The following is an 18482-nucleotide window of genomic DNA, read 5'->3' on the forward strand; positions in this document are numbered from 1 at the left end:
ACACCGAGAGTGTCACCTGTAACAGCGATGACAATCTCGATAGAGAGAAGTTGCAACTTTTTTCTATTAAACCCATACGTTTTTATAATTGATTAACGCAGGTTGGTTTTCGCCAGCTCCAGCACCTCACTGCCCCGCCCGCTCATGATCGCGCGCATCATGTACAGGCTGAAGCCCTTGGCCTGGGCCAGCTTGATTTTCGGCGGGATGCCCAGCTCCTGCTTGGCAGTGACCACGTCGATCAGCACCGGACCGGGATGATCGAACGCCTTGCGCAACGCTGCAGATAGCTCTTCGGCGTTCTCCACGCGCAGGCCGAGAATGCCTGCGCCCAAGGCGATGCCGGCGAAGTTGGTTTCATGCAGGTCGGTGCCGTGCGGCACGTAGCCACTGGCTTTCATTTCCATGTCGACAAAGCCCAGCGAGCTGTTGTTGAACACCACCATCTTGATAGGCAGGTTCAGTTGGCGGATGCTCAGCAGATCTCCCAACAACATCGACAGGCCACCATCGCCACACAACGCCACCACCTGACGCTCAGGGTGCTCGGCCTTGGCCCCCAGAGCTTGTGGCAAAGCGTTGGCCATCGAGCCGTGGTTGAACGAGCCGAGCAGACTGCGCTTGCCGTTCATGTGCAGGTAGCGTGCGGCCCACAGCGTTGGCGTGCCGACATCGACGGTAAAGATTGCATCGGCGTCGGCCTGTTCATCGACCAGACGGGTGAGGTATTGCGGGTGAATAGGCGTACCGTCTGGCGTAGGCGTGGCCAGTTCGTCCAGCTCTTCACGGGCCTTGGCGTAGTGCTTCAGGGCCTTGTCGAGGAAACGGCGATCGGTATGCGGCTTGAGCCTTGGCTGAAGCGCTTCAAGGGTTTCCCGCACGCCTCCAACCAGACCCAGCGCCACGGGCGTGCGGCGGCCCAACTGCGTAGGGTCGAGGTCGATCTGGATGATGTTGGCTTTTTCCGGGTAGAAATTCCGATAGGGGAAGCTGCTGCCGAGAATCACCAGCGTGTCGCAGGACAGCATGGCGTGATAGCCGGAGCTGAAGCCGATCAGGCCGGTCATGCCGACGTCGAACGGGTTGTCGTATTCAACGTGCTGCTTGCCACGCAAGGCATGAACAATGGGGGCGCCCAGCGTATCGGCCAGTGCAAGAATCTGCTCGTGAGCACCTGCACAGCCTGCACCGCACAGCAAGGTCACGGCTTTCGAGTCGTTGAGCATGTCGGCCATCGACTGCAAGTCGTTGTCTGCCGGGACGACAGCTGGCGGCGTGGGCTCAATCCATTTCGCAGCTACATCAGGGGATTCGCTGAGCGCTACATCGCCGGGCAAGACGATAACGGCAACACCTTTCTGGCTGATCGCCGCGCGCATGGCACGTTCCAGCACACGGGGGAATTGCTCGGGGTTGCTGACCAGTTCGACGAAGTGGCTGCACTCCTTGAACAGCTCCTGCGGGTGGGTTTCCTGAAAGTAATCCAGGCCGATTTCCGAGGAAGGAATGTGCGCAGCAATCGCCAGCACCGGCACGCGGTTGCGATGGCAGTCGTACAGGCCATTGATCAGGTGCAGGTTGCCCGGTCCGCAGCTGCCTGCACAGACCGCCAGCTTGCCGCTGGATGCCGCCTGGGCACCGGCGGCGAAGGCTGCGACTTCTTCATGACGGGTGTGCATCCAGCGAATCGAATCGGTGCGTTCCAGGCTGTCGGTCAGGCCGTTGAGGCTGTCACCGGACACCCCCCAGATGTGGGAAACACCTGCCGCTGCGAGGGTTTGCGCAAGATGGTCGGCGATGGTCTTGGACATTAGGGGTTCCTTGTCGAGGCAATAATGAATTCGGTAAAACGCGCGCAGCGCTCTGCTACGCCTGTTGTGGTCGACCCGATGAATTCTCGACAGTTCAGAAAACCTGAGCCCTGTTCAGGGCTCGGTCAGACAGTTTGCATTGGCAAACAATTCAGGCGTGCGGGTTGCCCGGCGCCTTGGCAGGGACTGCGTATTGCGGTTTGAGCTTGCCCTCGCTGTCGAGCAGCCAGGCATCGAGAATTTCCCGGACTACAGGGCCCGCGACTCGACCACCCGCCTCGCCGTTCTCGATGGTCACAGATACCACGATCTTCGGATGATCGGCCGGTGCGAAGCCGACGAACAAGGCGTTGTCACGGTTACGCTCCAGCGTCTTCAGGCGGTTGTAACGCTCACCCTGCTTGATCGCCACCACCTGCGCCGTACCGCTTTTGCCAGCGATGCGGTACTGCGCGCCCTTGGCGGCATCGCGCGCAATGCCGCGTGGGTCGTGCATGACCATCTGCATGCCGGTGTTGACCTGATTCCATTCATTGGGATCGCGCAGCACGATGTTTGGCATCGGGTGCTCATCAAGCGGCACGTCATGACCTACTTCCATCGCCAGGTGCGGCCGATGCCAGACGCCTTTGCTGGCAATCAGTGACGTGGCCTGGGCCAGTTGCAACGGAGTGACCTGCATATAGCCCTGGCCGATACCGAGAATCACCGTTTCGCCCGGGAACCACGCCTGGCGGCGTGTAGCGCGCTTCCATTCGCGGGACGGCATCAGCCCGGCCGATTCCTCGAACATGTCCAGCGAGACCTTCTGACCGATGCCGAACATGGTCATGTAGTCGTGCAGGCGGTCGATGCCGAGCTTGTGCGCGACAGTGTAAAAGTAGGTGTCATTGGAACGCATGATCGCTGTGTCCATATCCACCCAGCCATCGCCGCTGTGGTTCCAGTTGCGGTATTTGTGATCGAAGTCCGGCAGCTGGAAATAACCGGGGTCGAAGACCTTGGTCGAGGCTGTGACCACACCGCTGTCGAGACCGGCAATCGCCACCTCCGGCTTGACCGTCGAGCCCGGTGCGTAAAGGCCACGCAGCACCCGGTTGAACAGCGGCCGGTCAATGGAATCGCGCAGCGCAGCGTACTGCTTGAAGCTGATGCCGGTGACGAACAGGTTGGGGTCGAAGCTTGGTTTGCTGACCATCGCCAGCACTTCGCCGGTTTCCGGGTCCAGCGCAACCACCGAACCACGTCGATCACCCAGAGCGTTTTCCGCTGCGGCCTGCAAATGCGCGTCCAGCGTTAGGGTGATGTTCTTGCCCGGCACCGGGTCAGTATGTTTCAGCACCCGCAGCACGCGGCCCTGGGCGTTGGTTTCGACCTCTTCGTAGCCTACGTGGCCGTGCAGCTCGGATTCGTAGAAGCGCTCGATACCGGTCTTGCCGATGGATTGAGTGCCGCGATATTCGTTGTCGAGATGCGACGCTTCTTTTTCGTTGATACGTCCGACATAGCCAATCGAATGAGCAAAGTGTGCGCCCAACGGGTAGTGACGAACGAACTGCGCTGCCACATCCACGCCCGGTAGCAGGTACTGATTGACCGCCAGTATGGCGATCTGCTCCTCGGTCAGCTCATAAAGCAGTGTTGCGGGCTCGAACGGGTGACGAACCTGTTTCAGTTCCTTGTCGAACAGAATCCGGTCTTCGTCGGGCAACTCCAGCAGGGTCATCAGTTCATCGATCACCTTGTGCCAGTCACCGGCGCGTTCACGGGTCAGGGTCAGGTTGAAACTGGGGCGATTGTCAGCGAGCACTTCGCCATTGCGGTCAAAGATCAAACCGCGCTCGGGCGGGATCGGCAGCACGTGAACACGGTTGTTTTCGGAAATGGTCGAGTGATAGTCGAACTCGGTGACTTGCAGGAAATACATGCGCGCGACCAGACAGGCAGCCAGCAGGCCGACCAGCACCGCGCAGGCAATCAGGCGCTGATTGACCAGCCGCGTCTCTTTTTCGTGGTCTTTCAGGGGAATTGGATTGGGCATTTCTACAGCTTCTCGGTGAAGGGCAAACGGCGCAACTAAACGTGTATATAAAGATTTCGGCGCGCACCATACCAAGAAGCGGCTGATTGCAGGCGATCAAGCCGACAATCGCAGGATGAAAAATCTGTCAGAAAAGACTCATTCGGGCGTGATCTGCAGCGTATTCGACACTTCACGGGCCTGCATAATGCGCGGCAGATTGGTCTCGATCCAGGTGGCGAGTGTTTCAACCTGCAAGGCGACTTCTTCGCCCATCGGGGTCAGCCGGTATTGAACATGCGGCGGCACTACCGGCAGTGACTTGCGGCTGACGAAGCCGTCCTGCTCCAGGTGCTGCAGGGTTTGCGCGAGCATTTTCTCGCTGACCCCGCCAATTTTGCGCCGCACCTCGCTGAAACGATGCATGCCGCCGCGCAAAACCACCAGCACCAGCACGCCCCAACGGCTGCAAACATGGTTGAGCACAATCCGTGAAGGGCAGTCAGTGGCCAGTACCTGCCCCTGACGAACGAAGGCCAGCATGGACTCGACCGTTTCAGACTGTGGATGCGAGGCAGATTCACTCATAGCACTTACCTTTTTGTACGTACTTACGAAAGGTAAGCATCATGACTATGCTGGCGCTTCCTTTCAACCTGATTCAAGGAATCCTTCCATGATCGTTGTCACCGGTGCCACTGGCCAGCTTGGCCGTATCGTCATTGAACAGCTGCTCACTCGTGTACCTGCCGGGCAGATCATTGCCGCAGTCCGCAGCCCGGAAAAGGCCAATGACCTATCGGCAAAGGGCATTCAAGTTCGTCACGCCGACTATTCGCAGCCGTCGACGCTGGACAGCGCGTTTGCCGGTGCCGACAAAGTGCTGCTGATTTCTTCCAGCGAAGTGGGCCAGCGCCTGCCGCAGCACAAGGCCGTGGTTGATGCGGCGAAACGCATCGGGGTCAAACTGCTGGCTTACACCAGTGTTCTGCATGCAGACGCCTCGGCACTGGGCCTGGCCAGAGAGCACCGCGAAACCGAAGACTACCTGCGCGCCAGCGGGCTGCCTTATGTCCTGCTGCGCAATGGCTGGTACACCGAAAACTACACAGCAGGCATTCCCGGCGCGCTGGGCCATGGCGCGGTCATGGGCTGTGCCGACGAGGGCCGCATCAGTTCGGCGTCGCGCCTCGATTACGCTGAAGCTGCGGCGGTGCTGCTGACCTCCAGCGAGGATCAGAGCGGTCGCGTGTACGAGCTGGCTGGTGACGATTCCTACACACTTGCTGAGTTCGCTGCCGAGCTTTCAAAGCAGGCCGGCAAGACTCTGCCTTACGTCAACCTGCCGCAAGCCGAATTCAAAGCCGCGCTGATCCAGGCAGGCTTGCCAGACTTCGTTGCGCAGTTGCTGGCTGATTCCGACGCGGCCGCAGCCAAAGGCGCGCTGTTCGATGACAGTCACCAGTTGAGCGCACTGATCGGCCGTCCGACCACCAGGCTCTCTGCAACCATCGCCCAGACCCTGCAAGGCTAAGCGCGGCAAACCCGATCGAATGATTTGCAAACGTGAGGGTCTCAGTTGTTACGAGGCATTAAGCCATCGCCTGATACCAAAGACTGGGAGTCTTTACATGAATAGCAAATCGTTGATCGCCTGCATGACCTTGCTCGGCTGCTTCTCCGCCGTCACCCTGCCCGCTCACGCAGAGACGGCGGACCCGAAAGTCACCGAATCCAAGGACAATATGCACGAACTGGAAATCGGTTCCCGCGTGCCGGAAAAATATCGCCGCAGCGATCTGGAAGTAAAAGACTGGAAAAGCAAAGGCCTTGAAGCACCAGCCAAGGAAAGCGAATGGGTGAAGATCAATGACAAATACGTCCGCTTTCAGAAGGTCAACGGCAACATCATGGATATCGTGCCGGTGAAGAAGTAAGGTTCAACAAGTATGCACAGCGCTATGGAGCACAAGCCTGGCGCTAGTGTTTCATATATAGGCTCATTGCAACTGAGCCTGGTGCCAATGCCACGCATTGGCACGCTGCACTGCGGGCATAGCTCGTCGCAAACAGCCCCTCCACCAACCAAAACCATTGCTTTTTTGTCCGCATGCCTTACAAATGCAGTGTTGCCAGCCTGTAACATCACTGCCACCTTCTCTGCGAGCCTGCTCCATGTCCAGAACCGTCGCCATTGCCTTCGCCTGCCTGCTTTCATCAACGGCCCAGGCCGCCTGCCCCGCCGCGACCCCGGTCGATACAGCGCGCTGGGTCTACGAAAAGCATCAGGACTTCTACCTCAGTGGCAAAGGCTCGGCTGATTACCTGTCCAAGCCTTTGCTGGGCTTGCTGAAAAAAGACTGGGCCTGTCAGAACGGTGATCAGTGCGCAGTCAGCGCCAACCCCTGGACCGACGCGCAGGATGGCGATGTGCAGAAGCCCATCGACTGGAAGCTGGTGTCCAATTCCGACAAGCAGGCGGTGGTCGAGATGACCTACAACCTGGGCTACAAAGACGCCCCGCAGCAGCCGGTCACCAGCCAGACCACTCGTCTGTTGTTGACTAAAAATGCCAGCAGTTGCTGGGTGCTGGACAATCTTCAAGGGCCGCAGGGTGTCGCACTGATGCAGACCTTGGAGGAATTTCCTTACGAAGGTGATTGATCGGCCTTGAAACAATCCGTCATTCTCGGTATCACAGGCACTTGAATTTCACGAGCGAGCACCATGAATACCTTTGAGCAATCGATTATTGAGGCTGCGCAGGCCGCCACGCCCAATAACACCGATGCCGAACGCGAAGCTGCCAGAATTGCCGCCACGCAGGCAGTGGCCGAAATCATGTCCAGCCGCAGCGGGCTGGACCGTACCCTGGCATTGGCCGAGTTGCTGGATTCCTACTCGGAACATGACGATCAGGAAGACGATTAGGCTGGGCGGCAGCGGGCAAAAATTTATTACCTGTTTATTTACCTGCGACGCTAAAGAAAGCTACTGTAGCGGTCGATAATTCGATTGAGGGGGTTCATCACAGCCCCCCATTCATTTAGTCATTTAGTGCGCTCGGATGCGACCTATAGGGGAACCATCCGTGCAAGTCGAACAACTGAAAGACATCCAGGCCTATGTCAGGCGCACCGCCGACGACCTTGAACGCGTCTCGGCCAATCTTGCCGGACATCTTTTGTACCTGGAGCGTACTTCTCGCCCGCATGAGGCGCAGGAAGTCAGCGAGCGGATCGTCGGCTTGCGTGCGTCAGTCGATGGCCTTCGTGGCGTGTTCCGGTAACTGACCATTTACCTTTCCCCGGCCTGCGACAGCGGCCTCGCTACTTCCTCCAGAGACTTGCGCTCGGCAGCCGCGCCCCATATCGACTGCACCAGCGCCGCGAACACCATCAACCCTGCCCCGATCAGATAGCCGATCAGCACATTGCTGCGTTCGCCGGTTTCTATCAACTCACCAAACAACGTAGGGCCTATCATCCCGCCCAGCCCCGTACCGAAGGCGTAGAACACTGCAATCGCCAATGCGCGGATTTCCAGCGGAAAGGTTTCGGCCACTGTCAGGTAGGCCGAGCTGGCCGCTGCCGAAGCAAAGAAGAAAATCACCATCCAGGCAATGGCCTGCTGGGTTACGTCCAGCAGACCTTGCTCGAACATATAGCCACTGATCGCCAACAGCACGCCTGACACACCATAGGTCAGGCTGATCATGACACGCCGCCCCACCACGTCAAACAACCTGCCCAGCAGCAGCGGACCGCAGAAATTACCCAGCGCCAGCGGCAACACATACCAACCGACGCGCTCGGACGGCACGCCATAGAAGTCGGTCAATACCAACGCATAAGTGAAGAAAATCGCATTGTAGAAAAAAGCCTGCGCCGTCAGCAGCGTCAGGCCAACCAGCGATCGCTGGCGAAACGTCACCAGCAAGGTTCTGGCAACCTCCCCCAGCGGCGTGTGGTCGCGCACGTGCAGGCGCAAGGGTTTGCCCTGCACGGGAGGCAGCACATGGCCCTGGCGCTGCAAATCGGCCTCTATCTGTTCAACGATCTTTTTCGCCTGCGCGGCCTGGCCGTGAATCAACAGCCAGCGTGGGCTCTCCGGCAGCCACAGACGCATCAGCAGCACCAGCAGGCCCAATACCGCACCGATCCCGAAACACAGGCGCCAGCCCAGTTCGGCACCTACCCATTGCGGATCGAGCAACACAATCGAGCCAATCGCGCCCAGCGCAGCACCCAGCCAGAACGTGCCATTGATGGTCAGGTCGACCCAGCCCCGGTAACGCGCCGGGGTAAATTCCTGGATCGTCGAATTGATTGCGGTGTACTCGCCACCGATACCCATGCCGGTCAGAAAACGGAACAGCATAAAGCTCCAGACACTGAATGAAAACGCCGTGGCGGCCGTGGCACCGACGTACAGCAGCAAGGTGATGAAGAACAGTTTGCGACGCCCGAGACGGTCCGCCAGCCAGCCAAAAAATAATGCGCCGAGTACGGCACCGGCGATATACGCGGCACCCGCCAGGCCCACGTCACTGTTGGTCAGGTTGAGCGCCGGACTGGCTTTCAGGGCGCCAGCCACCGAGCCTGCAAGGGTCACTTCCAGGCCATCGAGCAACCAGGTGATACCCAGCGCCACAACCAGTAAGGTGTGAAACCGCCCCCAGGGCAAGCGGTCCAGACGGGCCGGCAAATCGGTTTCGAACACTGCACCCTTTTCATCGGTTGTGGTCATTTCCGGCTCCCTGACAGCGAACATTGGTGTCAGGTTTGAGAGTGACTTACGGCGATCAAGTTCAGCTCACCCAGAACCACAGCAACGTCAGATTGGCCGCCGAGATCAGACCGAACAGACCCCAGGCGGCAATCTTGACCAACCGACTGTTGACGAACGGCCCCATCAACTGCGGATCACTGGTAAAGCGAATCAGCGGCCAGAGTGCAAACGGCAGTTGCAGGCTCAGCACCACCTGGCTGAGCACCAACATCTTGCCGACCGAACTGTCGCCCAGCCAGATCACGCCGATCAGCGCCGGAATCAGTGCCAGTGCGCGAGTAATCAAGCGCCGCTGCCAGCAGGGAATTTTGGCCTGCAGAAAGCCTTCGAGCACCACTTGCCCGGCGATGGTCCCGGTGAACGTCGAACTCTGCCCTGCCGCCAGCAAGGCGACGCCGAATAGCACGCTGGCAATGGCACCGCCTACCAATGGATCAAGCAGGTGATAAGCGTCCTGAATCTCGACCACTTCGGTATGCCCGGTCTTGTGAAACGCCGCAGCCGCGAGGATCAGAATCGCCGCATTGATCAGCAACGCGAGACTCAGCGAACCAATGGTGTCCAGCCGGGCGTAGCGAATGGCAGTGGCCTTGCTGGCCAGATCAGCACCATTGACCCGGGTCTGCACCACTGACGAATGCAGATAAAGGTTATGCGGCATGACCGTGGCACCCAGAATACCGATGGCGATATACAGCGGCTCCTGGCTGCTCAGTACATCCCAGCTCGGTTTCAGGCCCGCCACCACATCCGGCCAGAATGGCTTGATCAGAAACAGCTCGATGGCAAAACAACTGGCAATGGTTGCAATCAACCCCAGCACGATAGCTTCCAGACGCCGGAAATTGGCGCCCTGCAAGGCCAGCACGATCAGGGTATCGAAAGCGGTCAGCGCTACACCGGTGGTTATCGATACGCCCAGCAACAGATGAAACGCCAACGCCGCCCCCAGCACCTCTGCCAGATCGGTGGCGATGATCGACAGCTCTGCCAGCAGCCACTGGCCTTTGGCGACATTACGGCTGTAGCGGGCAGCAGACAGCTGCGCCAGATCACGCCCGGTGGCGATGCCAAGTCGGGAACAAAGGTTTTGCAAGACCATTCCCGACAGACTGGCGAGCACCACCACAAACAACAATGAATAACCAAAGCGTGAACCGGCCTCGATAGCCGTCGCCCAGTTGCCGGGGTCCATGTAACCGATGGAAACCAGCAGGCCTGGCCCCACGAACAGCATCATCTTGCGTAGCAAGGATGCGTTCGGCGGGATGGTCACGCTGTCGGTGGTCGCCGATGGGCAGAAAGGGGCTGTTGCAGTGGTGGGCAGTTTGTACGTCACGGGAACCCGACAGGCAGAAAATCAAGACCCTCATCCTAAGGTTTTGCGACACATGTTGATACATCATTGGCGGCTTCATGCCTGCTGTTTTGACGCTTGCTGGTCTTTGAGGCTGGCACTGCATTGCTAATCTCAAGCTATTTCAACGGCGTACAGCCTGAGCTAACCGGTATAAACACTCAAAAACCGCACCAACTAAACAATTATTAATCTTTTAGGGGCCATTAACCGCATTAAAAGACCATTCATTACAAATTGTAAAGAGTACCATTCAGGCATCTACAAGAACTCAGGATGGCCATCGATGAACTCATCACCTCGCACAGGTGCACCCAAGGGCGAACAGCTGCGGGCAGCGTATATCTCGGCGCGAATTGATCGACTGCCTGCGGTTGCCACTATCTGGAAACTGGTCGCCCTGCTGTCTATCGCCGGTTTTTTCGAGCTTTACGACCTCTTTCAGACGGCCTATATCAGCCCCGGCCTGATTCGCGACGGAATCTTTGCCACGGGAAACCAGGGCCTGTTCGGCTTTTCCGATCAGGCAGCCTTTGCCTCGGCGACCTTTCTGGGTCTGTTTTTCGGTGCCAGTCTGGTTAGCCCGATTGCCGACCGTTACGGTCGCCGCGCAATTTTTACCTTCGCGCTGATCTGGTACACCATTGCCACGGTGATCATGGGTCTGCAGACCTCCGCTCTGGGCGTGATAGGCATGCGCTTTGTAGTGGGTATCGGCCTGGGCGTCGAGCTGGTGACCATCGACACTTACCTGTCGGAACTGGTACCCAAACGCATACGCAGTTCGGCGTTCGCCTTCGCATTTTTCATCCAGTTCCTGTCAGTCCCCAGCGTGGCGCTAATGTCATGGTGGCTGGTGCCGCAGGCACCCTTCGGCTTTTCCGGATGGCGCTGGGTGGTGATTGGCAGCGCGGTATTTGCGCTGTTTGTCTGGTGGCTGCGTTCAGCACTCCCAGAATCACCTCGCTGGCTGGCGCAGCAGGGGCGTTTCGACGAAGCCGAACTGATCATGGACGGAATTGAAGCACGTTGTATCAAAGACCAGGGCAAGCCGCTGGATGAACCTGAACCGGAGAAAGTCGCGCTGTCAGGCAACGGCCGCTTCGCTGATATGTGGCAACCGCCATACCGTCGTCGTGCACTGATGCTGATCGTATTTCACGTCTTCCAAGCCATTGGCTTCTTCGGCTTCGGTAACTGGCTGCCCGCCCTGCTTTCTGGCCAGGGCCTGAGTGTCACACACAGCCTGGGGTATGCGTTCGTGATCACGCTGGCCTACCCGCTCGGCCCGCTGCTGTTCGTGAAATTTGCCAACCGCTTCGAGAACAAATGGCAAATCGTCGGCTCAGCGTTGGGAGCGATGATCTTCGGCAGCCTGTTTGCCTTCCAGACCAGCGCGGCAGGCCTTATTTTCTGCGGGATCATGATCACATTCTGCAACGCATGGCTGAGCTTCAGTTATCACTCGTATCAGGGCGAGTTGTTTCCGACCAACATCCGCGCACGTGCCGTGGGCTTTTGCTACTCGTTCAGCCGCCTGTCAACGGTGTTCAGCAGCCTGCTGATCGGGATTTTCCTCGACCACTTCGGCACACCGGGCGTACTGGCGTTCATCGTTGGCAGCATGCTGATCGTGATCATTACCATTGGCCGGTTCGGACCACGTACACGCCATCTGGCGCTGGAGCAGATAGCCCACCGTTGAGTGAACTGACCGAGGAGTGGGTTCAGGCCTGAGCCCACTCCACATTGGTGACACCAAAGTGTTCCGCATAAGGTTTGGACACTTTGGCGACTTTCTCCAAACGGTATTTCGGTATGCGCGCAAGACCCGCGTCGACACTTGCACAGTGCCAGGCTTCAGCGTTGTCCATATTCTCGGTGCGTATATAAAAACTCTTGAACGAACCGTTAAGCAGATAATCAATGCGGTAATGCTTTGGAAGTGCCATTGAAAGCCTGATCCTTTTTTCAGCAGTGGCTTGAAGTATAGGTGACTGCATTCACTGCAAAGAAATTCATTCTTTTTTCAATATCGGCGACCAACGAACATCCCCATTCGGATATATCAGCGAATACCCAGGCGCTTGGCAAGTCGATTGAGATTGGCTCTGTCCACCGCTAAATCGCGCGCCACTTCTGCCCAACGGCCTTGATGTCGTTCAAGACAATCAACAATCAAAGAACGCTGAAAAGCATCCACCGACGCCTTAAGCCCTGCCCCCTGCGCAGCCGCTGAAAGGGCTTTTTCAGCCGTGGGCAGTGGCGTGGCAGACGCCGAGCCGTCGAGACCCAGCGCTGGCCCTTCGACCGTCAGGATGCGCGGCTTTTGCGGATGGGCAGACAGCGCCTTGAGCACCGCCCGGCTGATCAGGTGCTCCAGCTCACGAACGTTACCCGGCCAGGGGTGCGCGAGCAGCAGCCGCTGCGCCTCGGCGCTCAGGCGCAGCCCACGTAGCCCCATGCGCACACGGTTTTCCTCGAGAAAATAGCCAGCCAGCAGCAACACATCCCGTCCGCGCTCGCGCAGTGCTGGCACGAGCAGCGGGTAGACGCTCAATCGATGATAGAGATCCGCCCGAAACCGGCCGGAGCGCACTTCCTCGGCCAGATCACGATTGGTGGCAGCGATGATGCGCACATCCACATGGTGTTCCTGATCAGCACCGACCCGTTGCAACTGACCACTTTGCAGCACACGCAACAGCTTGGATTGCACCGACAATGGCAGCTCACCCACCTCGTCAAGGAACAACGTACCGCCATCCGCCAGCTCGAACCTGCCGCTACGCCCATTGACCGCCCCGGAAAAAGCGCCTTTGACATGCCCGAACAATTCGCTCTCGACCAGCATTTCAGGCAGCGCGGCGCAGTTGAGGCTGATCAGCGGCTTGTGTGCCCGCGGCGAGTGCAGATGGATGGACTCGGCCACCAACTCCTTGCCGACACCGGTTTCACCCATGACCAGTACCGTCAGCGGGCTGTTGCCGACCAGTTCAATCTCCTGCTGCATACGCTGGTGAACCGCACTCTGGCCAATCAGCTCGCGAGGCGCTCGCCCTCCGGCAGCGCGCTTGTAGACCTCGGCCAACTGGCGCTGATCTTCAAAACCCCGCGCCAACTGGTTGATGCGCTCGCCCGCCATGACCGTTGCCGCCGCGAGACTGGCGAAGGCCTGCAGGTTATCCAGATCGACGCTGCCAAAGCTGGAGGGGTCCAGCGAATCCAGGGTAATAAGCCCCCAGGGCCGCCCCTGAACAGACAGCACGCAGCCCAAGCAATCATGCACTTCCAACGCGCCATGACCGTCGACCAGCCCGTCATAAGGGTCCGGTAAATCGCAATCGGCAGCAAAGCGCAGCGGCCCGTCACTCGCAAGCAACGCCTCGAAGCGAGGATGCTCGCTGACCCGGAAGCGACGACCGAGCGCGTCCGGGCTGAGACCGTCGACCGCCAGCGGAATCAACACATCACCTTCAAGCCTGAGCAGTGCTGTAGCGTCGCAAGGCAGCCAGTGGCGCAGCGAGCACAGCAGACGCCGATAACGCTCTTCGTCCGGCAGTTCTCTGGACAGGTCGGACACCAACGGTATCAGCTCACGCAACAGGGGGTGGGTCATTACGACTCCAGCAGACGGCCAACAAAGGCGTCATTATGACTCGCCAGGCTGAATAAGTGGTCACCGCGATGTTTATCCAGGCTCGCCCGTTCTGGCACCGTATGTCGAACACGTTGTATCAACGCGCGAATCAGAGCTACCGCCGTTAATCAGCCCTCTGAAATGACTCATTAACTTTACAGTTTCCGTACCAGATTCCGTTATTTGGTCAATCAATGAATCAATAGCGTTCATGCAATTACAGTTGCCCGATCCTTAATTTTCCTGACGCCACAGGCACGGCTGAATGATGGATATCGTTTAATTTTATTGATGTGGCGATTGTCCGGTCTTGTTCCATAGTGCGCTCACTTTTACAGGAGCAACTGTTCATGCCCGGCACTCAAGGAGGAGTTCTTGAGGTTGATACACCTCTGGTTGTCGACCTCGATGGAACGCTGCTGCGTTCAGATTTGCTGTTTGAAACCGCAGTAGCTTTTATCCGCGGCCGACCACTACAGGTATTCAGGATTTTTACCTGGCTGTTACAAGGCAAGGCGCCCCTCAAGCAAGGGCTGGCTCTGGGCACCGACATCGACGTTGCGTTACTGCCCTACGATGCTGCGGTCATCGCTTATATCCAGACCAGTCGGCAGCACGGGCGCAGGGTGGTTATGGCAACGGCCTCTCACGAAACCCTTGCCAACCAGATTGCAGCACACCTGCAAATGTTTGATCAGGTCTGGGCCTCGGACGGTAAAACCAATCTTTCTGCCCATCGCAAACGCGATTTGCTGGTCAGCCATTATGGTGAGGGCGGCTTTGATTACATCGGTAATTCCCGGGACGACCTGTGCATCTGGAAAGTCTCACGCAAGGCCATCGTCGCCAGCCCGCTCGCAGGTGTGGAGCGCGCGGCGCGGGCACAAGGAAACGTCGAACAGGTGATCAAATCCACATCGTCCCGACGCAGTGCGTGGTACAAGGCGTTGCGCCTCCACCAATGGCTGAAAAACACACTGATTTTTGTGCCCCTGCTCGCGGCTCACCAAGTCCAGAGCACGCAATTGCTGCTCGACGGATTGCTGGCGTTTTTGTGTTTCGGGCTCTGCGCATCAAGCGTTTACCTGCTCAATGACCTGCTTGATCTGGCAGATGACCGCCACCATCGAAGCAAACGCGAGCGCCCGTTCGCCAGCGGTCAGTTGTCGATCGAATCCGGCTTACTGGTGATCCCGCTGTTGCTCGCAGCAGCCTTCGCCGGCGCGGCAATCATGTTGCCATGGCAATTTGCGGCGGTGCTGGCTGCCTATTACTTGCTGACGCTGGTCTACTCGCTTTACCTCAAGCGCCACATGGCAGTGGACGTCATTGTTCTGGCGATGCTCTACACCACGCGCATCCTGGCCGGTGCAGCGGCGTTTCAGTTGCCGCTGACGTTCTGGATTCTGGCATTTTCAATGTTTCTGTTTCTCAGCCTCGCGCTGGTCAAGCGCTATGCCGAACTGCGCGACGCGAGGCTGTGCGATGTGACCGTCAAGACACGCGGCCGCGGCTACTACCCGGGCGATCTGGACATGATCGCCTCCCTGGGTGCATCGTCGGGCAATCTGGCGGTAATGGTCCTGGCGCTTTACATCCATGAGGGCGCGACGGTTGCCCTGTATCAGCATCCGCATGTGATCTGGCTGGCCTGCCCGTTGCTGTTGTTCTGGATCACCCGGATCTGGATGCTCACCCATCGCGGCCAGATGAACGAGGACCCGGTAGTTTTCGCAATCCGCGACCGGATCAGCCAGGGGATCGGTTTTCTGTTCCTGCTGGTGTTCTGGATCGCCGCATGAGCGCGCCTCTCTACTCCTGGGGGCGCTACCCGCAGGTTGCCCAGCAAGGTCATGACTGTGAGGCGGTAAATCGCTTGCCGGCGCACATCTCGGAAACACTTGCGCATCATCACACCAGCCTGCCGTTCGGCAACGGCCGTAGCTACGGCGACAGTTGTCTGGCAAGCAGTGGTCACGTACTGGACATGCGCAAGCTGGATCGCTTCATCGCCGCAGACTGGCAGAACGGCGTGGTGCAACTGGAAGCAGGCATGACCCTGTCACAACTGCTGGCGGCAGCAATCCCGCGCGGCTGGTTTCTACCGGTCACACCGGGCACGCAGTTTGTGACGATAGGCGGCGCACTTGCCAACGACGTGCACGGCAAGAATCATCATCTACGCGGCACCTTCGGCTGTCATGTCATGCGTTTCGAATTGATCCGTCATGGCGAGCCGCCGATGGTTTGTTCGGCCGTGGAAAACCCTTTGTTTTTCGCTGCCAGCATCGGCGGCCTGGGCTTGACCGGCGTTATCAGTCGGGTCGAGCTGCAATTGATGCCGATCCGTACCAGTCAGATCAACAGCACGGTGGTGCGCTTCGCCAATCTGGCAGAATTTTTTACCCTGTCGCACGAGCTGGACGCGCAGCACGAATACAGCGTGGCCTGGATTGATTGCCTGGCGCGAGGCAGTAATAGCGGCCGTGGCGTGTACATCGTCGGCGACCACGCTCGTTACGGGTCGCTAACGGTCGATGCGCCCAAGCGTCTGAGCATACCGTTCATTGCCCCGCTTTCACTGGTCAACCATCTGTCCTTGCGTGCATTCAATTCGATCTACTGGCACGCCCATCCACAACAGGCCAAGGCCCGCCGCAGCGCGTGCGAAGCGTTCTTCTACCCGCTGGATCGCATCCGGCACTGGAATCGTCTTTATGGTCGCAAAGGGTTTCAGCAATACCAGTGCGTGATCCCCGAGCATTGCGCGCCCAAGGCCATGCAACTGCTGCTCGATGCGATTGCTGCATCGGGCCGGGGTTCATTCCTTGCGGTACTCAAGCGCTGCGGCGATATCGCTTCGCCGGGGCTGCTGTCCTTCCCGATGCCGGGTACTTCGCTGGCACTGGATTTTTCGCAGACGCGCGAGCTGGCCGAAACACTGTTCCCACGCCTGGATGCCATTGTCCGTGAAGCGGGTGGACGTCTATATCCGGCAAAAGATGCACACATGACCGGGAGCGATTTCCGCCAGGCCTATCCAGCCTGGGAGCAACTTGAAGCCCTGCGTGACCCTTCCTTGATGTCCCGCTTCTGGAAACGAGTGATGCCATGAAAAAAATTCTGATCATCGGCGCGACATCAGCCATCGCCCACGCCTGTGCCCGACTCTGGGCCGCGCAGGGCTGTGATTTTTTTCTGGTGGCGCGCGACATGGAGAAGCTCGACAGCAATGCAGCCGATCTCAAGGCGCGCGGTGCCGGGCGTATCGACACACACCGACTGGACGTTACGCACTTTTCAGAGCACCCGGCGATGCTGGCCGACTGTCTGGCTGCATTGGGGCAGATCGATATCGTCCTGTTGGCTCACGGCACCCTGCCCGACCAGAAGGCCTGCGAGCAATACGCAGGCCTGGCCATACAGGAATTCATCACCAACGGTGCATCGGTTATTGCCTTGCTGACCCTGCTGGCCAGGCATTTCGAAGTGCAGCGCTGCGGCACACTGGCAGTGCTTTCCTCCGTCGCTGGTGATCGAGGACGCCCTTCCAATTACCTGTACGGTTCGGCCAAGGCTGCCGTCTCGACGTTCTGCGACGGGTTGCAGGCGCGGATGTTCAAACTCGGCGTACACGTAGTGACCATCAAGCCGGGTTTTGTCGACACGCCCATGACCCACGGCCTGCCGTTGCCTGCCTTGCTGGTTGCGCAACCGGCAGCTGTTGCCGAGCGCATCGTCAGGGGCATCGCACGCCGGTCTACAAGCCTTTATGCGCCGGGCTTCTGGGCATGGATCATGTGGGTGATTCGCGCGATTCCACAGCCATTATTCAAAAGGCTCGACCTTTGAGCGACATGCCGCTGCTGTCAGGCTGGCGCTATCGGGCGGTGCTGCTGTCGGTCGTCGTCTCGGCACTGGGCTATCTGGGATTTTCCCTGTGGGGCGGCTGGCAGGCAGTCAGCGCAGCAACCGGCAAGGTCGGGGCGCAGGGCATTGGCTTGGTCTTGCTGATGTCGGCAATCAACTACGCGCTGCGCTTCGGACGCTGGCAGCTTTACCTTGAGGTGCTGGGGCATCCGCTTGCCTGGCGGCAAAGCCTGCGGATCTACCTGGCCGGCTTCGCCCTGACAACCACGCCCGGCAAGGCCGGCGAAGCACTGCGTGGCGTATTACTCAGGCCGCTGGGCGTACCGTACCCACAAAGTTTTGCTGCATTTTTCAGCGAACGCCTGTCCGATCTGCTGGCCATCGTGCTGCTGACGCTGTTCGGTCTGTCGTGGTACCCGCAGGCGCAACCCATGATTTTTATCGGCCTGGCGCTGGTTCTGGCGGGGCTGCTGGTGCTGTCTCAGGGTCATTTGCTAAAGCGCATGCGAGGTGCGCTGCCGACGGAGAAGAGCACACGACTGCACAGGCTGCGGCGGCAGCTGTTCGACATCCTGCTCGCCGCCCGTCAATGCCTGCACGGGAGAGTGTTGCTGACCGCCAGCCTGCTCAGTCTGCTTGCCTGGAGCGCCGAGGCACTAGCGTTTTACTGGATGCTTGGCTGGATGGGCGCGCAGATCCCACTGACGTTTGCCGTGTTCACCTATGCACTGGCAATGCTCGCCGGAGCGTTGAGCTTCATGCCGGGTGGCCTGGGCAGTGCCGAAGCAGTGATGGTCGGGCTGCTGATGTTCAAGGGCATGCCTGGGGCCGACGCGATTGCCGCCACGCTGCTGATACGTCTGGCGACCCTGTGGTTCGCAGTGGCGATCGGTGCCGTGATGCTTTCCCGATTCAACGCTGCAGCACCGGGACGTCAGCCTTGAGGCAGTAAAGCAGGCACCCGACACCTTTTGTTCACCTACGGAGGAGCTG

At 58.7% G+C, this 18482-nt stretch carries 17 protein-coding genes; 10 read left to right on the plus strand and 7 right to left on the minus strand.

Translation table 11 applies throughout. The features are described from left to right. Positions 1–92: 92 nt before the first annotated feature. From poxB to RYB66_RS00205, 3 genes are all read right to left on the minus strand, one after another. Positions 93–1811: a ubiquinone-dependent pyruvate dehydrogenase gene (poxB, locus tag RYB66_RS00195; RefSeq protein ID WP_016980412.1), complete on the minus strand. Its 1719-nt coding sequence runs from the start codon at positions 1809–1811 to the stop codon at positions 93–95. 151 nt (positions 1812–1962) lie between these two features. Beyond that, positions 1963–3852: a penicillin-binding protein 2 gene (gene mrdA / locus RYB66_RS00200; RefSeq protein WP_002553803.1), complete on the minus strand. Its 1890-nt coding sequence runs from the start codon at positions 3850–3852 to the stop codon at positions 1963–1965. Positions 3853–3990: 138 nt separating this feature from the next. Further along, the gene (locus tag RYB66_RS00205; protein WP_005744192.1) at positions 3991–4419 is read right to left on the minus strand and encodes a winged helix-turn-helix transcriptional regulator; all 429 of its coding nucleotides are present in this window, start codon (positions 4417–4419) and stop codon (positions 3991–3993) included. A gap of 88 nt (positions 4420–4507) precedes the next feature. Between RYB66_RS00205 and RYB66_RS00210 the strand changes: the two genes are divergently transcribed. From RYB66_RS00210 to RYB66_RS00230, 5 genes are all read left to right on the plus strand, one after another. Further along, positions 4508–5365 (plus strand): SDR family oxidoreductase, encoded by an 858-nt coding sequence (locus RYB66_RS00210; RefSeq protein WP_005783088.1) that lies wholly within the window; start codon positions 4508–4510, stop codon positions 5363–5365. Between the two features lie 97 nt (positions 5366–5462). Then, the gene (locus RYB66_RS00215; RefSeq protein WP_005744196.1) at positions 5463–5768 is read left to right on the plus strand and encodes an RcnB family protein; all 306 of its coding nucleotides are present in this window, start codon (positions 5463–5465) and stop codon (positions 5766–5768) included. 238 nt (positions 5769–6006) lie between these two features. Next, on the plus strand, positions 6007–6495 hold the full coding sequence (locus RYB66_RS00220; protein ID WP_005733540.1) for a DUF3828 domain-containing protein: 489 nt from the start codon (positions 6007–6009) through the stop codon (positions 6493–6495). A gap of 63 nt (positions 6496–6558) precedes the next feature. After that, positions 6559–6762, plus strand: a complete 204-nt coding sequence (locus RYB66_RS00225; protein ID WP_002553810.1) for a hypothetical protein — start codon at positions 6559–6561, stop codon at positions 6760–6762. 160 nt (positions 6763–6922) lie between these two features. Beyond that, positions 6923–7120: a hypothetical protein gene (locus RYB66_RS00230; RefSeq protein WP_002553811.1), complete on the plus strand. Its 198-nt coding sequence runs from the start codon at positions 6923–6925 to the stop codon at positions 7118–7120. A gap of 8 nt (positions 7121–7128) precedes the next feature. Here RYB66_RS00230 and RYB66_RS00235 read toward each other — a convergent pair whose 3' ends face one another. Together RYB66_RS00235 and RYB66_RS00240 are read right to left on the minus strand one after the other, a co-directional pair. Then, on the minus strand, positions 7129–8580 hold the full coding sequence (locus tag RYB66_RS00235; protein ID WP_016980410.1) for an MFS transporter: 1452 nt from the start codon (positions 8578–8580) through the stop codon (positions 7129–7131). 61 nt (positions 8581–8641) lie between these two features. Next, the gene (locus RYB66_RS00240) at positions 8642–9949 is read right to left on the minus strand and encodes an Nramp family divalent metal transporter (RefSeq protein ID WP_161938286.1); all 1308 of its coding nucleotides are present in this window, start codon (positions 9947–9949) and stop codon (positions 8642–8644) included. A 316-nt stretch (positions 9950–10265) separates the two neighbouring features. Here RYB66_RS00240 and RYB66_RS00245 point away from each other — a divergent pair, with 316 nt between their 5' ends. After that, positions 10266–11684, plus strand: a complete 1419-nt coding sequence (locus RYB66_RS00245; RefSeq protein ID WP_005744198.1) for an MFS transporter — start codon at positions 10266–10268, stop codon at positions 11682–11684. 22 nt (positions 11685–11706) lie between these two features. Here the strand turns inward: RYB66_RS00245 and RYB66_RS00250 are convergent, their stop codons facing one another. Both RYB66_RS00250 and norR read right to left on the minus strand, forming a co-directional pair. Then, entirely contained in the window at positions 11707–11931 is a 225-nt protein-coding gene (locus tag RYB66_RS00250) for a DUF6555 family protein (protein WP_004658504.1), read from the minus strand. A 116-nt stretch (positions 11932–12047) separates the two neighbouring features. Continuing rightward, positions 12048–13598 carry a nitric oxide reductase transcriptional regulator NorR gene (norR, locus tag RYB66_RS00255; protein ID WP_016980409.1) on the minus strand — a complete coding sequence of 517 codons (1551 nt, stop codon included), beginning with the start codon at positions 13596–13598 and terminating at the stop codon, positions 12048–12050. Positions 13599–13969: 371 nt separating this feature from the next. On the opposite strand from norR, the gene RYB66_RS00260 reads away from it, so the two are divergent. Genes RYB66_RS00260 through RYB66_RS00275 form a run of 4 tightly spaced genes read left to right on the plus strand, consistent with a single transcriptional unit; the run spans position 13970 to position 18433 of the window. Beyond that, complete coding sequence (locus RYB66_RS00260; protein ID WP_005783092.1) at positions 13970–15421, plus strand: UbiA family prenyltransferase; 1452 nt, start codon at positions 13970–13972, stop codon at positions 15419–15421. Continuing rightward, on the plus strand, positions 15418–16734 hold the full coding sequence (locus RYB66_RS00265; RefSeq protein ID WP_005783094.1) for an FAD-binding protein: 1317 nt from the start codon (positions 15418–15420) through the stop codon (positions 16732–16734). The genes RYB66_RS00260 and RYB66_RS00265 overlap by 4 nt, the downstream gene beginning before the upstream one ends. Further along, on the plus strand, positions 16731–17471 hold the full coding sequence (locus RYB66_RS00270) for an SDR family oxidoreductase (protein ID WP_005783095.1): 741 nt from the start codon (positions 16731–16733) through the stop codon (positions 17469–17471). Before RYB66_RS00265 ends, RYB66_RS00270 begins: the two co-directional genes overlap by 4 nt. Next, the gene (locus RYB66_RS00275; RefSeq protein WP_316893525.1) at positions 17468–18433 is read left to right on the plus strand and encodes a lysylphosphatidylglycerol synthase transmembrane domain-containing protein; all 966 of its coding nucleotides are present in this window, start codon (positions 17468–17470) and stop codon (positions 18431–18433) included. The genes RYB66_RS00270 and RYB66_RS00275 overlap by 4 nt, the downstream gene beginning before the upstream one ends. Positions 18434–18482: the final 49 nt, after the last annotated feature.

Source organism: Pseudomonas syringae group sp. 243L2 (assembly GCF_032587875.1).
In the GTDB taxonomy this organism is placed as follows: Bacteria; Pseudomonadota; Gammaproteobacteria; order Pseudomonadales; family Pseudomonadaceae; genus Aquipseudomonas; species Aquipseudomonas amygdali.